The 17,827-nt window shown below is 61.7% G+C and carries 15 protein-coding genes; 8 read left to right on the top strand and 7 right to left on the bottom strand.

Annotated elements, in window-relative coordinates:
* Positions 1-13 precede the first annotated feature (13 nt).
* The 7 genes from JN524_RS02530 to JN524_RS02500 all read left to right on the top strand — a co-directional run bounded on the left by JN524_RS02530 (position 14) and on the right by JN524_RS02500 (position 5,785).
* The gene (locus JN524_RS02530; RefSeq protein ID WP_003225455.1) at positions 14-676 is read left to right on the top strand and encodes an amino acid ABC transporter permease; all 663 of its coding nucleotides are present in this window, start codon (positions 14-16) and stop codon (positions 674-676) included.
* 9 nt (positions 677-685) lie between these two features.
* Positions 686-1,348: an amino acid ABC transporter permease gene (locus JN524_RS02525; protein ID WP_134786515.1), complete on the top strand. Its 663-nt coding sequence runs from the start codon at positions 686-688 to the stop codon at positions 1,346-1,348.
* Entirely contained in the window at positions 1,345-2,142 is a 798-nt protein-coding gene (locus JN524_RS02520) for an amino acid ABC transporter ATP-binding protein (RefSeq protein WP_202368347.1), read from the top strand. The genes JN524_RS02525 and JN524_RS02520 overlap by 4 nt, the downstream gene beginning before the upstream one ends.
* Positions 2,143-2,171: 29 nt before the next feature.
* Positions 2,172-2,561: a RidA family protein gene (locus JN524_RS02515; RefSeq protein WP_007912330.1), complete on the top strand. Its 390-nt coding sequence runs from the start codon at positions 2,172-2,174 to the stop codon at positions 2,559-2,561.
* Between the two features lie 130 nt (positions 2,562-2,691).
* Complete coding sequence (locus JN524_RS02510; protein ID WP_027612656.1) at positions 2,692-3,456, top strand: IclR family transcriptional regulator; 765 nt, start codon at positions 2,692-2,694, stop codon at positions 3,454-3,456.
* Between the two features lie 39 nt (positions 3,457-3,495).
* Positions 3,496-4,710 (top strand): amino acid deaminase, encoded by a 1,215-nt coding sequence (locus JN524_RS02505; RefSeq protein ID WP_202368346.1) that lies wholly within the window; start codon positions 3,496-3,498, stop codon positions 4,708-4,710.
* A gap of 139 nt (positions 4,711-4,849) precedes the next feature.
* Positions 4,850-5,785 (top strand): sugar kinase, encoded by a 936-nt coding sequence (locus tag JN524_RS02500; RefSeq protein WP_202368345.1) that lies wholly within the window; start codon positions 4,850-4,852, stop codon positions 5,783-5,785.
* Between the two features lie 109 nt (positions 5,786-5,894).
* Here JN524_RS02500 and JN524_RS02495 read toward each other — a convergent pair whose 3' ends face one another.
* Together JN524_RS02495 and JN524_RS02490 are read right to left on the bottom strand one after the other, a co-directional pair.
* Positions 5,895-6,170 (bottom strand): peptidylprolyl isomerase, encoded by a 276-nt coding sequence (locus JN524_RS02495; protein ID WP_003225447.1) that lies wholly within the window; start codon positions 6,168-6,170, stop codon positions 5,895-5,897.
* A 39-nt stretch (positions 6,171-6,209) separates the two neighbouring features.
* Complete coding sequence (locus tag JN524_RS02490; RefSeq protein ID WP_202368344.1) at positions 6,210-8,759, bottom strand: PAS domain-containing hybrid sensor histidine kinase/response regulator; 2,550 nt, start codon at positions 8,757-8,759, stop codon at positions 6,210-6,212.
* Between the two features lie 133 nt (positions 8,760-8,892).
* On the opposite strand from JN524_RS02490, the gene JN524_RS02485 reads away from it, so the two are divergent.
* On the top strand, positions 8,893-10,005 hold the full coding sequence (locus tag JN524_RS02485) for a PilT/PilU family type 4a pilus ATPase (protein ID WP_202368571.1): 1,113 nt from the start codon (positions 8,893-8,895) through the stop codon (positions 10,003-10,005).
* Positions 10,006-10,114: 109 nt separating this feature from the next.
* Here JN524_RS02485 and JN524_RS02480 read toward each other — a convergent pair whose 3' ends face one another.
* The 5 genes from JN524_RS02480 to JN524_RS02460 form a co-directional block, all read right to left on the bottom strand.
* Positions 10,115-12,070 carry an acetoacetate--CoA ligase gene (locus JN524_RS02480; RefSeq protein WP_202368343.1) on the bottom strand — a complete coding sequence of 652 codons (1,956 nt, stop codon included), beginning with the start codon at positions 12,068-12,070 and terminating at the stop codon, positions 10,115-10,117.
* A gap of 139 nt (positions 12,071-12,209) precedes the next feature.
* Positions 12,210-12,983, bottom strand: a complete 774-nt coding sequence (gene hbdH / locus JN524_RS02475; RefSeq protein ID WP_027612662.1) for a 3-hydroxybutyrate dehydrogenase — start codon at positions 12,981-12,983, stop codon at positions 12,210-12,212.
* 7 nt (positions 12,984-12,990) lie between these two features.
* A complete protein-coding gene (locus JN524_RS02470; RefSeq protein ID WP_202368342.1) occupies positions 12,991-14,382 on the bottom strand; it encodes a GntP family permease in 1,392 nt (463 codons plus the stop codon).
* A gap of 283 nt (positions 14,383-14,665) precedes the next feature.
* Entirely contained in the window at positions 14,666-16,081 is a 1,416-nt protein-coding gene (locus JN524_RS02465; RefSeq protein ID WP_202368341.1) for a sigma-54 interaction domain-containing protein, read from the bottom strand.
* A gap of 169 nt (positions 16,082-16,250) precedes the next feature.
* Positions 16,251-17,825, bottom strand: a complete 1,575-nt coding sequence (locus tag JN524_RS02460) for an ABC transporter ATP-binding protein (RefSeq protein ID WP_134786510.1) — start codon at positions 17,823-17,825, stop codon at positions 16,251-16,253.
* Positions 17,826-17,827 lie beyond the last annotated feature (2 nt).

Here is a 17,827-nt window from a genome sequence, read left to right as displayed (position 1 = left end):
GGTACTGCTGACCATGAACTATCAGTTGAACTTTGCTGCCGTGTGGCGCGATTTCGACACCTTGCTGGCGGGGCTCGGTCTGGGTCTTGAACTGGCGCTGGTGTCGATCGCCATCGGCTGCGTGATCGGCCTGCTGATGGCGTTTGCCTTGCTGTCGAAGCATCGCGCCTTGCGGGTGCTGGCCTCGGTGTACGTCACGGTGGTGCGTAACACGCCGATTCTGGTGTTGATTCTGTTGATCTACTTTGCCTTGCCAAGCCTGGGCATTCGTCTGGACAAGATCCCGTCGTTCATCATCACGCTGTCGCTGTATGCCGGTGCTTATCTGACCGAAGTGTTCCGTGGCGGCTTGCTGAGCATTCCCAAAGGCCAGCGCGAGGCGGGGCTGGCGATCGGTCTCGGTGAATGGCAAGTCAAGGCCTACGTCACCGTGCCGGTGATGCTGCGCAACGTGCTGCCGGCGCTGTCGAACAACTTCATCTCGCTGTTCAAGGACACCTCGCTGGCCGCCGCGATTGCGGTGCCGGAGCTGACCTATTACGCGCGCAAGATCAACGTCGAGAGCTACCGGGTGATCGAAACCTGGCTGGTGACCACGGCGTTGTATGTCGCGGCCTGTTACCTCATTGCCATGCTGCTGCGTTACCTCGAGCAGCGTCTGGCGATCCGCCGATAGGAGGCTGCGATGTACGAATCTCCCAGTTGGTTGCATGAATTGTGGTTGGCACGCGAGACGTTGCTGCAAGGCTTCCTGACCAGTGTGCAGGTGTCGGCGCTGGCGATTCTGTTCGGCACGCTGCTCGGCGTCGTCACCGGTCTGGTGCTGACTTACGGCAAGTTCTGGATGCGCGCGCCGTTCCGCTTTTATGTCGACATTATTCGCGGCACGCCGGTGTTTGTACTGGTGCTGGCCTGCTTCTACATGGCGCCGGCGCTGGGCTGGCAGATCAGCGCGTTTCAGGCCGGTGCGCTGGGCCTGACGCTGTTCTGCGGCTCGCACGTTGCCGAGATTGTGCGCGGTGCCTTGCAGGCATTGCCACGTGGACAGATGGAAGCGAGCAAGGCGATCGGCCTGACGTTTTATCAATCCCTCGGTTACGTGCTGTTGCCCCAGGCGTTGCGGCAGATCCTGCCGACCTGGGTCAACTCGTCCACCGAAATCGTCAAGGCCTCGACCCTGCTCTCGGTGATCGGCGTCGCCGAATTGTTGCTCAGCACCCAACAGATCATCGCCCGGACCTTCATGACTCTGGAGTTCTACCTGTTCGCCGGTTTTCTGTTCTTCGTCATCAACTACGGCATCGAATTACTCGGCCGGCATATTGAAAAGCGGGTGGCCCTGCCATGACTCAAGCTCAAGTTTCCAAGGTTCAGAACGCTCAGCCGCTGCTGGACATCCGTGGCCTGCACAAGCAGTACGGCGCAGTCGAAGTGCTCAAGGGCGTCGACCTGAGCATGCAGCGTGGCAACGTCGTGACGCTGATCGGTTCCAGCGGTTCGGGCAAGACCACCTTGCTGCGCTGCGTGAACATGCTCGAAGAGTTTCAGGGCGGGCAGATCCTGCTCGACGGCGAGTCCATCGGCTATGACGAGGTTGGCGGTAAACGTGTGCGTCACGCCGAAAAAGTCATCGCCCGCCATCGCGCCATGACCGGCATGGCGTTCCAGCAATTCAACCTGTTCCCGCATCTGACCGCCTTGCAGAACGTCACCCTCGGTCTGCTCAAGGTAAAGAAAATGCACAAGGACCAAGCCGTGGTGCTGGCCGAAAAATGGCTGGAGCGGGTCGGCCTGCTGGAGCGGCGCAATCACTTTCCCGGGCAGTTGTCCGGTGGTCAGCAACAGCGTGTGGCGATTGCCCGGGCGATTGCGATGAACCCCAGCCTGATGCTGTTCGACGAAGTCACCTCGGCCCTCGATCCGGAGCTGGTCGGTGAAGTGTTGAACGTGATCAAGGGCCTGGCCGAAGACGGCATGACCATGTTGCTGGTGACCCACGAGATGCGTTTCGCCTTCGAGGTCTCGGACAAGATCGTGTTCATGAATCAGGGGCGGATCGAAGAGCAGGGGCCGCCCAAGGAACTGTTCGAACGCCCGCAATCACCGCGTCTGGCTGAGTTTCTCAAGAGCACGCGGTTCTAATTTTTGCTTTGTAATCAGGAGAAGTACCCATGAGCATTACTCGATACGGCACCGGCAGCACCGCCGCTGGCGGTCAGCCACGTCCCTTCGCGCGCGCCGTTGAAGCGGATGGCTGGCTGCACGTGTCCGGCCAGGTACCGGCGGTGGATGGCGAGATCATCGTTGGCGGCATCGTCGAGCAGACCCACCAGACCATGAAAAACCTGATCGCGATTCTCGAAGAGGCCGGTTATGGCCTGGAGGACGTGGTGCGCGCCGGCGTCTGGCTGGATGATCCACGGGATTTCAGCAGTTTCAACAAGGTTTTCGGCGAGTACTTCAAACCTGAACACGCCCCGGCACGGGCCTGTGTGCAGGCGAGCATGATGGTCGATTGCAAGGTCGAGATCGACTGTATTGCCTACAAGAAAAAGGCCTGATTGACGCCGGCTCTTGTAGGAGCTGCCGAAGGCTGCGATCTTTTGGCAATTTTGGATGCGCCACAAAGGCAAGATCAAAAGATCGCAGCCTGCGGCAGCTCCTACAGAGGCATTTTGAGTGAGTACTGACATGACCGAAGACACCATCAAACGCCGGGCCCGTGGTCTGGACCGGGCGTTCGATATCCTCGATTTCCTCAAGGAGATCGGCCAGCCGCTGCGTCCGAACGACATCGCCAATGGCATCGGCAGCCCGAAATCCACGGTCTACGAACTGGTGGCGTCGCTGCTGGAACGACGGATTCTGGAGCCGGTGGGCAAGGACGGTCACGTGTATCTTGGTCGCCAGCTGTACTTCCTCGGGCAGGCGCACCTGCGCCATTTCGACCTCAGCCGCGAGGCCGATCACGCCTTGCAGGAGATCGTCAGCCAGACCCGGGAAACCGCGCAGATGTGCCTGCTCAACGGGCGCAAATACACGGTGGCGCTGATGAAGGAGGGCGAGCGGCATTTCCGCATTTCGTCCGACATCGGCGAAAACGCGCCGATCCCGTGGACCGCGTCCGGACGCCTGCTGCTGGCGCACCTGAGTGATCAACAAATCATCGATCTGATCGACGAAGACGACTACATCCTGCCCGACGGCGAGCGCCTGCCGCTGGAACGCTTTCTGGCGGAGATTCGCCAGGCCGGCATCGACGGATTCTTCTCGTTCGACAGCGTGGCCGACACCTTCACCCATTGCTTCGCCGCGCCGGTCAAAGACCCCAGTGGCGTGGCCATCTGCACCCTATGCATCGTCGCCCCACGGGCCGATGCGAAGAACAATTACGACGACTATCGCCGGGTGCTGATCGAGAGCGCCAACAGCCTCGCCCGGCGCATCAACGAATAACCGCGGCTGCCTGCGGCCGCGACAGTGAGGAGTTCAAGCATGACGACTGCCATCAATACCGCTGTGGAAAAGGGCGACGCTGCCGTTGGCGCGCACCTTGTGCGCGACGTCAGCCTGCCGGCGCTGGTGTTGCACCGCGAGGCGCTGGAGCACAACATTCGCTGGATGCAGAAGTTCGTCAGCGACAGCGGCGCCGAACTCGCGCCCCACGGCAAGACCAGCATGACCCCGGCGCTGTTCCAGCGTCAGCTCGATGCCGGAGCGTGGGGCATCACCCTCGCCAGCGCCACCCAGACTCGCGCCGCATACGCCCACGGTGTACGCCGGGTGTTGATGGCCAACCAACTGGTCGGCACGCCGAACATGGCGCTGATCGCCGATCTGCTGGCCGACCCGGATTTCGATTTCTACTGCATGGTCGATCACCCGGACAACGTCGCCGATCTCGGTGCCTACTTCGCCTCGCGCGGGGTCAAATTGAACGTGATGATCGAGTACGGCGTGGTCGGTGGCCGCTGCGGTTGCCGCAGCGAGCAGGAAGTCATCGCGCTGGCCCAGGCGATCAACGCGCAACCGGCGCTGGCCCTGACCGGTATCGAAGGTTACGAAGGGGTGATCCATGGCGATCACGCGGTCAGCGGCATTCGCGAATTCGCCGCGTCGCTGGTGCGCCTGGCGGTGCAGTTGCAGGACAGCGGCGCGTTTGCCATTGCCAAGCCGATCATCACCGCGTCGGGTTCGGCGTGGTACGACCTGATCGCCGAGTCGTTCGAAGCGCAGAACGCCAGCGGACGCTTCCTCAGCGTGCTGCGCCCGGGCAGTTATGTCGCCCACGATCATGGCATCTACAAGGAAGCGCAGTGCTGCGTGCTGGATCGTCGCAGTGATCTGCACGAAGGATTGCGTCCGGCGCTGGAAGTCTGGGCCCACGTGCAATCGCTGCCGGAGCCGGGGTTTGCGGTGATCGCCCTCGGCAAGCGCGACGTGGCGTTCGATGCCGGACTGCCGGTGCCGCTGCTGCGCTACAAGGCCGGTGTGGTGCCGGCGGTCGGCGATGACGTTGGCGCGTGCAAGGTGACAGCGGTGATGGACCAGCACGCGTTCATGAACGTGGCGCCGGGGGTTGAATTGCGGGTGGGCGATATCATTTCCTTCGGCACTTCGCACCCGTGCCTGACCTTCGACAAGTGGCGGGTGGGGTTGCTGGTGGATGAGCAGTTGGCGGTGGTCGAGAGCATGGAGACTTGTTTCTAAGGCTTGAGACCGAGTCGCGGCCATTCGCTGGCAAGCCAGCTCCCACAGGGATCTCATGAACTGTGAAGATCATGTGGGAGCTGGCTTGCCAGCGATGTGGCCGGATCAACCACCACCGAATCAGCAGAGACGCCACCCAATGACCAGCCTCAGCCCCCTGGGCCCGAACACCCCGCGCATTGCCCTGATCGGCGAGTGCATGATCGAACTCCAGCACCGCGCCGATGGCAGCCTGCAGCAAAGCTTCGGCGGCGATACCTTGAACACCGCGGTGTACCTGTCCCGCGCCCTCGGCGACAAAGCCCAGGTCGATTACGTCACCGCGCTCGGCGACGACAGCTTCAGCGACGCCATGTGCCAGAGCTGGGCCGATGAAGGCATCGGCCTGGATCTCGTGCAGCGTCTGCCCGGTCGCTTGCCGGGCCTGTACTGCATCCAGACCGACGCCAGCGGTGAACGGCGTTTCCTCTACTGGCGCAATGAAGCGGCGGTGCGCGATTGCTTTACCACCCCGGCGGCCGAGCCGATTCTGGCGGCGCTGCCGGACTACGATGTGTTGTATTTCAGCGGCATCACCCTCGCAGTGTTAGGTGCGAAGGGTCGCGAACGCTTGATCCAGACCCTGATCGAAGCGCGCCAACGCGATGCGCGGATCGTCTTCGACAACAACTATCGGCCACGCTTGTGGGCCTCACCGGAAGAGGCGCGGGCGGCCTATCGCAGCGTGCTGCCGCATGTCGATCTGGCGTTGCTGACGGTGGATGACGAGCAGGCGCTGTTCCATTTTACCGATTGCGACGCGGTGTTCGAGGCGTACGCGCAGATCGGCACGCCGGAAGTGGTCCTCAAGCGCGGCGCCGAGGCGTGTCTGATTCGTTGTGATGGCGAGGCGTTCGAAGTGCCGGCGCAGCAGGTCGAGAAGGTGGTGGATACGACGGCGGCGGGGGATTCGTTCAGTGCGGCGTATCTGGCCAGGCGTTTGCTGGGTGGCAGTCCGGTCGAGGCGGCGCAGGCGGGGCATTGGCTGGCAAGTCGGGTGATTCAGTTCCCGGGAGCCCTGATCCCCAAGGACTGACAACTATCCCTGTAGGAGCTGCCGCAGGCTGCGATCTTTTGATTTTGCTTTTTTAAGATCAAAAGATCGCAGCCTGCGGCAGCTCCTACAGGGAAACAGGGCAATCAGGTCAATCGCGGAAAAACACCTGCACCAGGTGATAGCCGAACTTGCTCTTGATCGGCCCATGCACCGTGCGCAGCGGCTTCTTGAAGATCACCGCATCGATCGCGCCGACCATCTGCCCCGGCCGCACTTCACCCAGATCACCGCCGCGTTTGCCGGACGGGCAGGTCGAGTATTTCTTCGCCAGCACATCAAACGCTTCGCCCTTGGCAATGCGTTGTTTGAGCTGTTCGGCCTCTTCGGCGGTTTTCACCAGAATGTGGCGGGCTTGGGCTTTCATCGTGCGATACCTGTAACGGGGTGACGGCGGGGCGCGGGATTATGCCTCAAGTGACGGCGTTTGGTTGATCATCTCGCGGATCTTGTTGGCCAGCACTTCAATCGAAAACGGCTTGGCCACCATGTCCATGCCATCCTCGAGAAAGCCCTGACGCTCGGCGGCTTTCTGCGCGTAACCGGTCATGAACAGCACTTTCAGGCCTGGGCGGTGCTGGCGGGCGATTTCCGCCAGTTGCCGGCCATTCATCCCCGGCAGGCCGACATCGGTCACCAGCAGATCCACGCGCATCTCCGATTCCAGCAGCGGCAGGGCGGCGCTGGCGTCGGCGGCTTCGTGGGCGAGGTAACCCAACTCCTTGAGCAGATCGAGCACCAGCATGCGCACCGCCGGGTCATCCTCAACCACCACCACGGTTTCCCCGCAAGTGGCCGTCGGCGCTGCACCGAAGGTTTCCACGACAGGCCGTTCCGGCTCCAGCAGGTTCAGGCGCGGCAAGTACAAGCGCACACAGGTACCCTGATTCGGCAGGCTGTCGAGGCTGACATGGCCGCCCGACTGCTGGGCGAAGCCATAAATCATCGACAGTCCGAGCCCGGTGCCCTGGCCGATCGGTTTGGTGGTGAAGAACGGATCGAACGCCTTGGCGCGCACCGACGGCGTCATGCCGGTGCCGTTGTCGCTGACCGCCAGCATCAGGTAGTCGCCGGCCTTGACCGGTTCGAGGGTGGTGATGTCGTTGCCGTCGAGGTAGACGTTGGCGGTTTCGATCAGCAGCTCGCCGCCATCGGGCATGGCGTCGCGGGCGTTGATCACCAGGTTGAGCAGGGCATTTTCCAGTTGGCTGACGTCGGTGCTGATCGGCCAGACATCGTCGGCCAGGCGCAGCGTGAGTTCGATCGGGTCGCCCTTGGTGCGGCGGATCAAATCCTCCAGCGAATGAATCAGTTCGTTGACGTTGAGGGTCTTGCGGTCCAGCGACTGTCGGCGCGAGAACGCCAGCAAGCGATGGGTCAGCGCGGCCGCTCGGTTGGCCGACGACACCGCCGCTTCGGTGAAACGGCCGATTTCATCGGCGCGGCCGTCGGCGATGTAGCGTTGCATCAGGTCGAGGCTGCCGATGATTCCGGTGAGCATGTTGTTGAAGTCGTGGGCGATACCGCCGGTGAGCTGGCCGACCGCTTCCATCTTTTGCGCATGGCGCAACGCGTCTTCGGCGCGCTCGCGTTCGAACATCTCGTTCTGCAGACGTTGATTGGCCTGGGCCAGTTGTTCGGTACGGGCGCTGACCCGTTCTTCCAGGGTTTCATTGAGATTGCGCAGGGCTTCTTCGGTCTTCTTCCGTTCGGATTCGTCGATCACGAAAATATAGAAACCGTTGACTGAGCCGTCGGCGCCGTGGCGCGGCAGGTAATTCATCAGCGCATGGCGGTTGCTGCCGTCGCGATGCGGGGTGTACAGGCTGAACGAGCAGGGCCGCCCGGCCAGGGCTTCGGCAATATACGGCGCGCGCAGGAAGTAGGCTTCTTCGCCGATCACTTCGCGAATGGTGCGGCCATACAGCTCCTGCGGCGTCAGGCCATACCAGTCCAGATACGCCGCATTGTTCAGGCGGAAGCGCTCTTCGTGGTCGACGTAACTGATGAGGATCGGCATTGCATTGATGATCAGCTGCAATTCCGTCTGGCTCTGGCGCAGCGCCTGCTCGGTGTGCTTGCGCTCGGTCAGGTCCAGCGCTGCGCCGAGGAAGCGCACTGGTCGCCCGTGGTGATCCTTGTAACAGCGGCCCCGGGCAAACACCCAACGCAGCTCGCCGTCGGCTTTGAGCAGGCGATATTCCTCGGCGTACTCGGTGCCGTGGGTGATGCAATGCTTGATGCTGCGGGCGATAAGCGCGCGGTCTTCGGGGTGCACGCCTTGCAGGTAGTCGCTGATCGGCAACTGGCCGGCCTGTGCCGGGTCGATGCCGTGCAACTGGGCGAAATGCGCGTCGGCGATGAAGCGGTCTTCGCCGATATCCCAATCCCAGGTGCCAACAGCATCGGTGGCGGCCAGCGCCAGTTGCAGGCGTTCTTCAGTGTCGCGCTGAGCCTTGAGACTTTCTTCGGAACGGCGTTGCAATTCGAGGGCGATGCGCCGGCGTTCGTTGGTTTCGATGGCCGTCACCAGGATTCCGGCCACTTGCGTGCTTTCATCGCGGATGGGGCTGTAGGTCAGGTCCAGCCAGAAGTCGGACTCTACGCCTTCACGTTGCAGGGTAAATCGCCGCTCGCTGTAGGTGCGCACCTGGCCTTGTAGGACGGCTCGATAAATCGGGTCGGTAAAGTCCTGAAGTTCCGGCCATATAAGGTGCGCCGGCTGTCCGAAAGCGTGCGGATGCTTGCTGCCGGCGAGCATCGCAAAGCCATTGTTGTAGATCTGCGTGAGCTGCGGCCCCCACAACAGCAGCATCGGCATCGGCGAGTGAATCACGATGTCCACCGCGGTGCGCAGGCTTTGCGGCCAGGTGCCAGAAGCGCCCAACGGAGTGCGGCTCCAGTCGGTACGGGCGATCAGGGCTTGGGCGTCATCGGGGGAGGGTGCTGCGTTCATCACATGTATCCTGAGCGTCGGTCAGTGCGTTGGCATCTACTATTCTTGCACTTGCGGTAGACGCTGTATGACCCGTTACGTCACGACAGCGGGTCATTTCTGTTCATTGAATGCTTCGCGGGTGCTTATTGCCATGGAAATCGATGCACTGTTGCTCCGTCTGTCGAGCCAGCACGGCTCTGACCTGTTCCTGTCCACGGGAGCGCCACCCAGTGCGCGCATCGATGGCGTGCTGACGCCGTTCAGCGAGCGGCCGTTCAAGCCCGGCGAGGTCGAGACCATCGCCAACTCCCTGATGGACGCCGAGCAACGGCGCGAGTTCGATCGGGATCTGGAAATGAACCTGGCAATTTCCCGTACGGGCATCGGACGGTTTCGGGTGAACATCTTCAAGCAACGCAATGATGTGTCAATCGTGATCCGCAACGTCAAACTCGATATCCCGCGCTTCGAAGACCTGAAACTGCCGCCGGTGCTGCTGGAAACGGTAATGCTCAAGCAGGGGCTGATCCTGTTCGTTGGCGCCACCGACTCCGGCAAATCCACCTCGCTGGCCGCATTGATCGATCACCGCAACCGCCATAGCAGCGGGCACATCATCACCATCGAAGACCCGGTGGAGTATATCCATCGACACCAGCGCTCGATCATCAATCAACGCGAAGTCGGCGTCGATACCCGCAGTTTCCATGCGGCGCTGAAAAACACCCTGCGTCAGGCCCCGGACGTGGTGCTGATCGGCGAGATCCGCGACCGCGAAACCATGGAGCATGCGCTGACATTCGCCGACACCGGGCACCTGGTGCTGTCGACGCTGCATGCGCACAACGCTAATCAGGCGCTGGACCGTATCGTCAATCTGTTCCCCGAAGAGCGCCGCCCGCAGTTGCTGCATGCACTGGGCAACAATCTCAAGGCGTTCGTCTCGCAACGGCTGGTGCGCACTGTGGACGGTCAGCGCCGGGCGGCGGTCGAAGTGATGCTCGGCACCCCGACCATCGCCGACCTGATCCGCCGCAACGAGTTGGGCGAACTCAAAGGCATCATGGAGAAGTCCGGCGAGGTCGGCATGCAGACCTTCGACGCGGCGCTGTACGGGCTGGTGGTGGAGGGCGTGATCAGTGAGGACGAAGCACTCAAACATGCAGATTCGCAGAACAATCTGCGCCTGCGCTTGAAGCTGCACGCCGAGGCGAGCCCGGCGCCCGCACCTTCATCATCAGGCGAGTGGGGCCTGATGGACTGAACACCGTTCCCCTGTAGGAGCCAGCCTGCTGGCGATAGCGGAGTGTCATTCATCCAAATATCAACTGATGCGCCGCCATCGCAGCAGCCTGGCTCCTGCAGGATCAACGTTAATCCGACAGCTCCGGGCGATTGCGAAACTGCTCCAGCGCCTCCGGATTGGCCAACGCATCGGTATTTTTCACCGGCTCGCCATGCACCACATTGCGCACCGCGAGTTCCACCACCTTGCCGCTGATGGTGCGCGGAATATCGGTCACCGCGACGATCTTCGCCGGCATGTGGCGCGGTGTGGTGTTGGCGCGGATCACCTGGCGGATCTGTTGTTGCAGGTGGTCATCCAGCGTCACGCCATCCTGCAGACGGACAAACAGCACTACGCGCACATCGTCTTGCCATTGCTGTCCGATCGCCACGCTGTCCAGCACCTGCGGGACTTTCTCGACCTGACGATAGATTTCCGCCGTGCCGATGCGCACCCCGCCGGGGTTGAGCACGGCGTCGGAGCGGCCGTGGATCAGCATCCCACCGTGGGGCAATTGCTCGGCGTAGTCGCCCTGGGCCCAGACACCGGGGAACAGGCTGAAATAGGATTTGCGCAGCTTTTCGCCATCGTCATCGTGCCAGAGTCCAACGGGCATCGCCGGGAAGTGCCGGGTGCAGACCAGTTCGCCTTTTTCGCCGACCACGGCAACGCCCGCGTCGTTCCACACTTCAACCGCCATGCCCAGGCTCTTGCCCATGATTTCGCCGCGGCGCACCGCCGACAGCGGATTACCGTTGACGAAGCACGACACCACATCGGTGCCGCCGGACATCGACGCCAGGCACACATCGCGCTTGAAGTCGCGGTAGACGAAGTCATAACTCTGCGGCGACAGCGCGGAGCCGGTGCACAGCAGGGTCTTCAGGCTCCTCAGATCATGGCTGTGCGCAGGCTTCAAACCGCTGCTTTCAAGTGTCGCGAGAAACTTGGGGCTGGTGCCGAACACACTGATGCGCTCGTCGTCGATCAGGTCGAGCAAGCGCTCATGGCCCGGGTGAAACGGCGAGCCGTCATACAGCACCACCGCGCTGCCGACCGCGAGGGCCGAGACCAGCCAGTTCCACATCATCCAGCCGCAAGTGGTGTAGTAGAACAATCGGTCACCGGGGCCGAGATCGACGTGCAGCCCATGCTCCTTGGCATGCTGCAGCAGCACGCCGCCGGTGCTGTGCACGATGCATTTCGGCACGCCGGTGGTGCCACTGGAATACAACACGTACAACGGGTGATTGAACGGCACCGGGACAAACCGCGGTTCGCCGCCGGGTTGGTAGAAATCGTCCCACAACGTCACGTTGGCGTGGGTTCGGTAATCCTCGGTACGGGCCTGCGCGCGAGCGTAGGGCACGATGATCAACTGCTGCAACGATGGCAGTTGCGCGAGAATTTCGTTGACCTTGGTGGTCTGGTCGATGTCTTTGCCGGCGTAACGGTAGCCAGCGCAGGTGATCAACACTTTGGGTTCGATCTGGCCGAAACGGTCGATCACGCCGTGGGTGCCGAAGTCCGGCGACGAGCACGACCAGATCGCGCCGAGGCTGGTGGTCGCGAGCATCGCCACCAGGGTCTGCCAGGTGTTGGGCATGCACGCGGCCACCCGATCACCGAGGCCGACACCGGCGGCTTGCAGGCTGGCCTGAAAACCGGCGACGTGCTCGGCCAGTTCGGCCCAGGTCAGCTGTTCGCGCTGACCGTTTTCCGCCACGGCGATCACTGCAACGGTATCGTCACGACGGCGCAGCAGGTGTTCGGCAAAATTCAGGGTCGCGCCGGGAAACCATTCGGCACTGGGCATCTGTGCGCCTTCACGCAGGACGGTGTCGGGCTGGGTGTGAAAGCGGATGTCGAAGAAATCGACGATCGCCTGCCAGAACGCTGCGCGCTGATCCACGCTCCAACGGTGCAGATCGGTGTAGCTGCTCAGCGCCTGGCCATGACGCTGATTGATGTCGCGGCGGAACTGATCCATGCGCGATTGGGCGATACGCTCGGCGTCGGGTTGCCAGAGGAGGTCGGACATTGGTTTGCCTCTTGTTTTGTTGTTCATGACACATCACTTGTAGGAGTGAGCCTGCTCGCGATAGCGGAATTACATTCAACATTGATGTTGGCTGATACACCGCTTTCGCGAGCAGGCTCGCTCCTACAGGGGCGCAGCATTACTGCGCCAACCACCCCCCATCAATATTCCACGCCGCCCCGCGCACCTGACTGCCAGCCTCGCTGCACAGAAACAACACCAATTCCCCCAGATGCTGCGGCGTGACGAACTCCAGCGACGGCTGCTTCTCCGCCAGCAGATCATGCTGTGCCTGCTGCGGGTCGACCCCTTTGGCAGCACGATCATCGATCTGTTTCTGCACCAGCGGCGTCAGCACCCAGCCCGGGCAGATCGCATTGCAGGTGACATTGCTGGTGGCTGTCTCGAGGCCGACCACTTTGGTCAAACCGATCACGCCATGCTTGGCCGCAACATACGCAGCCTTGCCAGTCGAACCCACCTGACCATGCACCGAAGCGATATTGACGATTCGCCCCCAGCCCTTGGCACGCATCCCCGGCAAGCTGAGGCGGGTGCTGTGGAACACCGATGAGAGGTTGATCGCGATGATCGAATCCCAGCGCTCAACCGGGAACTCCTCAACGGCGGCGACATGCTGGATCCCGGCGTTGTTGACCAGAATGTCGACGCCGCCAAATTCACGTTCGGCGTAAGCGATCATCTCGGCGATCTGCGCCGGGTCGCTGACATCGGCTGGATGATGACCGACCTTGCCGCCAAACTGGCCGACTTCGGCGATCACGCTCGAGGCATCACCGAAACCGTTGAGAATCAGGTTGGCGCCGGCCTTGGCCAGGCTCAGGGCGATGCCCAGACCGATGCCGCTGGTGGAACCGGTAACCAGTGCGGTCTTGCCCGAAAGAGTCGTCATGAATACCTCACACAATGCCAGTGGCGTAGAAAGTGCCAATCACTACGAAGACCGCCAGGGTCTTGATCAGCGTAATACAGAAAATGTCTTTATAGGCTTCGCGGTGGGTCAGACCAGTGACCGCCAGCAGGGTGATCACCGCGCCGTTGTGCGGCAGTGTGTCCATGCCGCCGCTGGCCATCGCGGCCACGCGGTGCAGCACTTCCAGCGGAATGTTTGCCGCGTGCGCCGCCGCGATGAACTGCTCGGACATCGCCGCCAGCGCGATGCTCATGCCGCCCGATGCCGAGCCGGTGATACCCGCCAGCAGGGTCACGGTGATCGCTTCGTTGACCAGCGGATTGGGGATTTGCTTGAGCCAGTCGGCCAGTACCAGAAAGCCCGGCAACGAGGCTATTACCGCACCGAAACCGTATTCCGAGGCGGTGTTCATCGCCGCCAGCAGTGCGCCGCTGACCGCGCTTTTGCTGCCTTCGGCGAGTTTGCTGCGAATCGCCTTGAAGCCGAACACCAGCACCATCAGGATGCCGATCAGCAATGCCGCCTGCACCGCCCAGATCGCCGTGAGCTTGGCGATTTCCGTGGTCACCGGCGTGGCCATCCCCGGCAGCGCCAGGCTGTGGGTCTTGCCGTACCACTGCGGAATCCACTGGGTGAACAGCAGGTTCATGATGCCCACCGCCAGCAGCGGCGACAGGGCGAGCCATGGGTTCGGCAGCTTCAGGTCTTCCGCGGTTTCCGGCTCGTTTCGCAGCTCGGTGCCATAACCTTCGCCGGCGCGCTGCGCTTTGTTGCGTTGGCGCTGCAGGAACAGCATGCCTGAGCAGAACACGAAAATCGTGCCGATCACCCCCAGCCACGGCGCCGCCCACGCGGTGGTATTGAAGAAGGTGCTGGGGATGATGTTCTGGATCTGCGGAGTGCCGGGCAGGGCGTCCATGGTGAAGGAGAACGCGCCGAGGGCGATGGTCGCCGGGATCAGGCGCTTGGGGATATTGCTCTGGCGGAACATTTCGGCGGCAAACGGATACACCGCAAACACCACCACGAACAACGACACGCCGCCGTAGGTGAGCAGGGCGCAAACCAGCACGATCACCAGCATCGCCTGACGGGTGCCGAGCAAGCGAATCGCCGCCGCCACGATCGAACGGGAGAACCCCGACAATTCGATCAACTTGCCGAACACGGCACCGAGCAGGAACACCGGAAAATACAGTTTGATGAAACCGACCATTTTCTCCATGAACACCCCGGTGAAGGCAGGGGCGACGGCAGAGGGGTCGGTCAGCAAGACAGCGCCGAGGGCGGCAATCGGGGCGAAGAGGATGACGCTATAGCCACGGTAGGCGGCGAGCATCAGCAGCGCAAGGGCTGCCAAGGCAATGATCACACTCATGGAGTGTCTCCAGGGATTGTTATTTTTGTGGGTGTTGCGGGTGTGGAACAGGCTTTAGCGAGATCTGTGCCAGATATTCAAGGTATTGAAATATAAGGGTTTTACTGGAGTCGGCCGTCAGCCATTTGCAGGGTTTGTCTCGATAGTGAGACTTTTTGAGGCGAAAAGATCGCAGCCTTCGGCAGCTCCTACATGGGATTTCCGTATCAACCCTGTAGGAGCTGCCGAAGGCTGCGATCTTTTGATCTTGAAGTTAATGTCTCGCCAGTGAGACTAAATCTCTTTATTGAGACTCGGCGATACCCAAGGCCAACATCTTCTTGTACAGAGTCGACCGCCCCAACCCCAGCCGAGCCGCCGCCTCTGGTACTTTGCCCGCACATTGCGCGAGGGCAGACTGGATCAGCTGCCGGTCAAACCGCTGCCGCGCCTCGGCGAAAGTCTCTTCCGCCAACGGCTTCAGCGTCGTTACCGACGGGCGCTCAACCGGGGTAAAGGTGCCGATGGCCGCGCGAATATCCTCTTCAGTAAGGATCAGGTCATCGCTGAGCAGCGCCGCGCGTTCCAACACGTTGCGCAACTCGCGGATGTTTCCCGGCCACGCATGTTGCCCGAGCAGATCCAGCGCTGCGCGACTCAGCTCATGCTGACTGCGCAGTTCTTCAAGAATCGCCTCGCTGAGTGCCGGCAGATCGTCGAGACGTTCGCGCAGCGGCGGAACCTGGATCGGCAGCACGTTAAGTCGGTAATACAGGTCGGCGCGGAACTCACCGCGCTTGATCGCGGCTTGCAGATCGGTCGAAGTCGCGGCGATCACTCGCACATCGCTCTGGATCACGTCGTTGGAGCCAACCGGTTCGAACTCCTTTTCCTGCAGCACCCGCAGCAGTTTGCTTTGCAGCGGCAACGGCATGTCGCCGATCTCATCGAGAAACAGCGTACCGCCCTGAGCGATCTGCAACTTGCCGGTGCGACCCTTGCGGTCGGCGCCGGTAAACGCGCCAGGCGCGGTGCCGAAGAATTCCGCTTCGAGCAACGCCTCCGGGATTGCGGCGCTGTTGATGCTGACGAAGGCTTTATGTGCTCGTGGCGAAGCGCTGTGAATCGCCTGGGCCAGCAACTCCTTGCCGGTGCCGGTTTCACCGAGCAACAACACCGGGGATTCGGCGCTGGCACTGCGGCGGGCGCGGCGTTTGACTTCGAGGCTGGCGCTGCTGGTGCCAATGAAATGGGCGAAGTTGTATTTGGTCTGCCGCGCCCGCAGCAGCGAGCGGGTCGAAGCCAGTTCTTCCTGCATGCTCAGGTAGCGCTTGAGCATCGGTGACAGGCTGCGCAATTCGTCGAACAGAGCAAACCCGATGGCGCCGATCACTGCGCCGGCATCGTCGTGGATCGGCAGGCGCATCACCACCAGCGGCTCTTTCGGCGTGTCCTGCATGTCCAGCAGGATCGGCCGGCCGGTGCGCACCACTTCACGCAACAAGCTGCCGGGGATCACGCTTTCGCAGGGTTGGCCGATGGCTTTTTTCGCCGACTCCAGCCCAAAACGCCGGGCATAGCGTTCGTTCATCCAGACGATGTTCGCATCACGATCGACAATCACCGTGCCTTCGCTGGACTGCTCGATGATCTCGAACAGCGAGCGGATCGCCAGCGTGCGCACGCGTTGGTAGTCCTTGAGGCTTTCGGCGGTGTTCATGGGTTGGCGGATCCGGAGTTTGGGTTGTCTGTTCGGGCCTCTTCGCTGGCAAGCCAGCTCCCACAGGTTTCTCTGGGGTACCCCATATTTGGGTACAACCCGAATCCCTGTGGGAGCGGGCTTGCTCGCGAAGGCCGCGACTCGGTATCAAGGCAAGCGCCGATTATGCCTACCCCGGATGCGCCGCCGCCAACAGCTCCTTGGTGTAAGGATGCTGCGGCGAGTCGAACACCTCGTGGCTGGCACCTCGCTCGACCACTTTGCCGTCCTTGATCACGATCATGTCATGCGCCAGTGCCCGCACCACCGCCAGGTCGTGGCTGATGAACAGGTAGGTCAAACCGTGTTTTTCCTGAAGGTCGCGGAGCAGGGCGACCACTTGTTTCTGCACGGTACGATCGAGGGCTGACGTCGGTTCGTCGAGCAGGATCAGTGCCGGTTTCAGCACCAGCGCCCGGGCGATTGCGATACGCTGGCGCTGACCACCGGAAAATTCGTGCGGGTAGCGATGACGGCTTTCCGGGTCCAGGCCGACTTCCTTGAGTACACGGATCACCTGTGCATCGCACTCATCGGCGCTGGACTGACAATGCACCTCCAGCCCTTCACTGATGATCTGCGCCACGGACATACGTGGACTGAGGCTGCCGAACGGATCCTGAAACACCACCTGCATCTGCCGACGCCACGGTCGCAATTGCTTCTGATCGAGGCCATCGAGGGCGGTGCCCTGAAAACGGATACTGCCCTCGGAATCGAGCAACCGCAGAATCGCCTGACCCAGCGTCGACTTGCCCGAACCGGACTCACCGACAATGCCCAAGGTTTTGCCGCGCTGGATATTCAGGCTGATGCCGTCCACCGCGCGTAAATATTGTTTGCGCTGGAACAGCCCGCCACCGACGACGAACTCGACGCGCAGATCATCCACCTCCAGCACGTTCTCGCGTTCATCGCGGGGCAGGGCTTCGCCTTCCGGCTCGGCGTTGAGCAGCACGCAGCTGTAAGGATGCTTTGGCTCGGTAAACAGGGTTTCGCACGGGGCTTGCTCGACGATTTCGCCAGCCTTCATCACGCACACCCGTTGCGCAATGCTGCGCACCAGATTGAGGTCGTGACTGATCAGCAGCAGCGACATGCCCAGGCGTTGTTGCAGGGATTTGAGCAGCAGCAGGATCTTGCGTTGCACTGTCACATCCAGCGCGGTGGTCGGCTCGTCAGCGATCAGCAGTTCCGGCTCGCAAGCCAGCGCCATGGCAATCATTACTCGTTGCCGCTGGCCGCCGGACAGTTGATGCGGATAGGCCTTGAGGCGCTCTTTGGGCTTTTGAATGCCCACCAGTTCCAGCAGTTCAAGGATGCGCTGTTGCGCCGCTTTACCGCCCAGACCGCGATGCACCAGCAGCGTTTCACCGATTTGCTTTTCGATGGTGTGCAGCGGATTGAGCGAGGTCATCGGCTCCTGAAAGATCATCGCGATCCGGTTGCCGCGCAGTTCACGCAGTACCTTCGGATCGGCGCCGAGCAGCTCCTGACCGCGATAGCGAATGCTGCCGCTGGTTTGCGCATCGCCTTCGGGGAGCAACTGCAGGATCGAATGCGCGGTCACCGATTTGCCCGAGCCCGACTCGCCGACCAGCGCCAGGCACTCGCCGGGCCGGATGTCCAGGCACAGGTCGCGCACCGCCGGCTGGCCATGGAAGGCGACGTTCAGGTCACGGATTTCGATCAGGTTATCAGTCATGG

Origin of the sequence: Pseudomonas sp. MWU318 (assembly GCF_016756945.1) — a bacterium.
Lineage (GTDB): Bacteria > Pseudomonadota > Gammaproteobacteria > Pseudomonadales > Pseudomonadaceae > Aquipseudomonas > Aquipseudomonas putida_A.
Note: the sequence above shows the minus strand (reverse complement) of the source record. Positions and strands in the feature narration are given on the sequence as shown.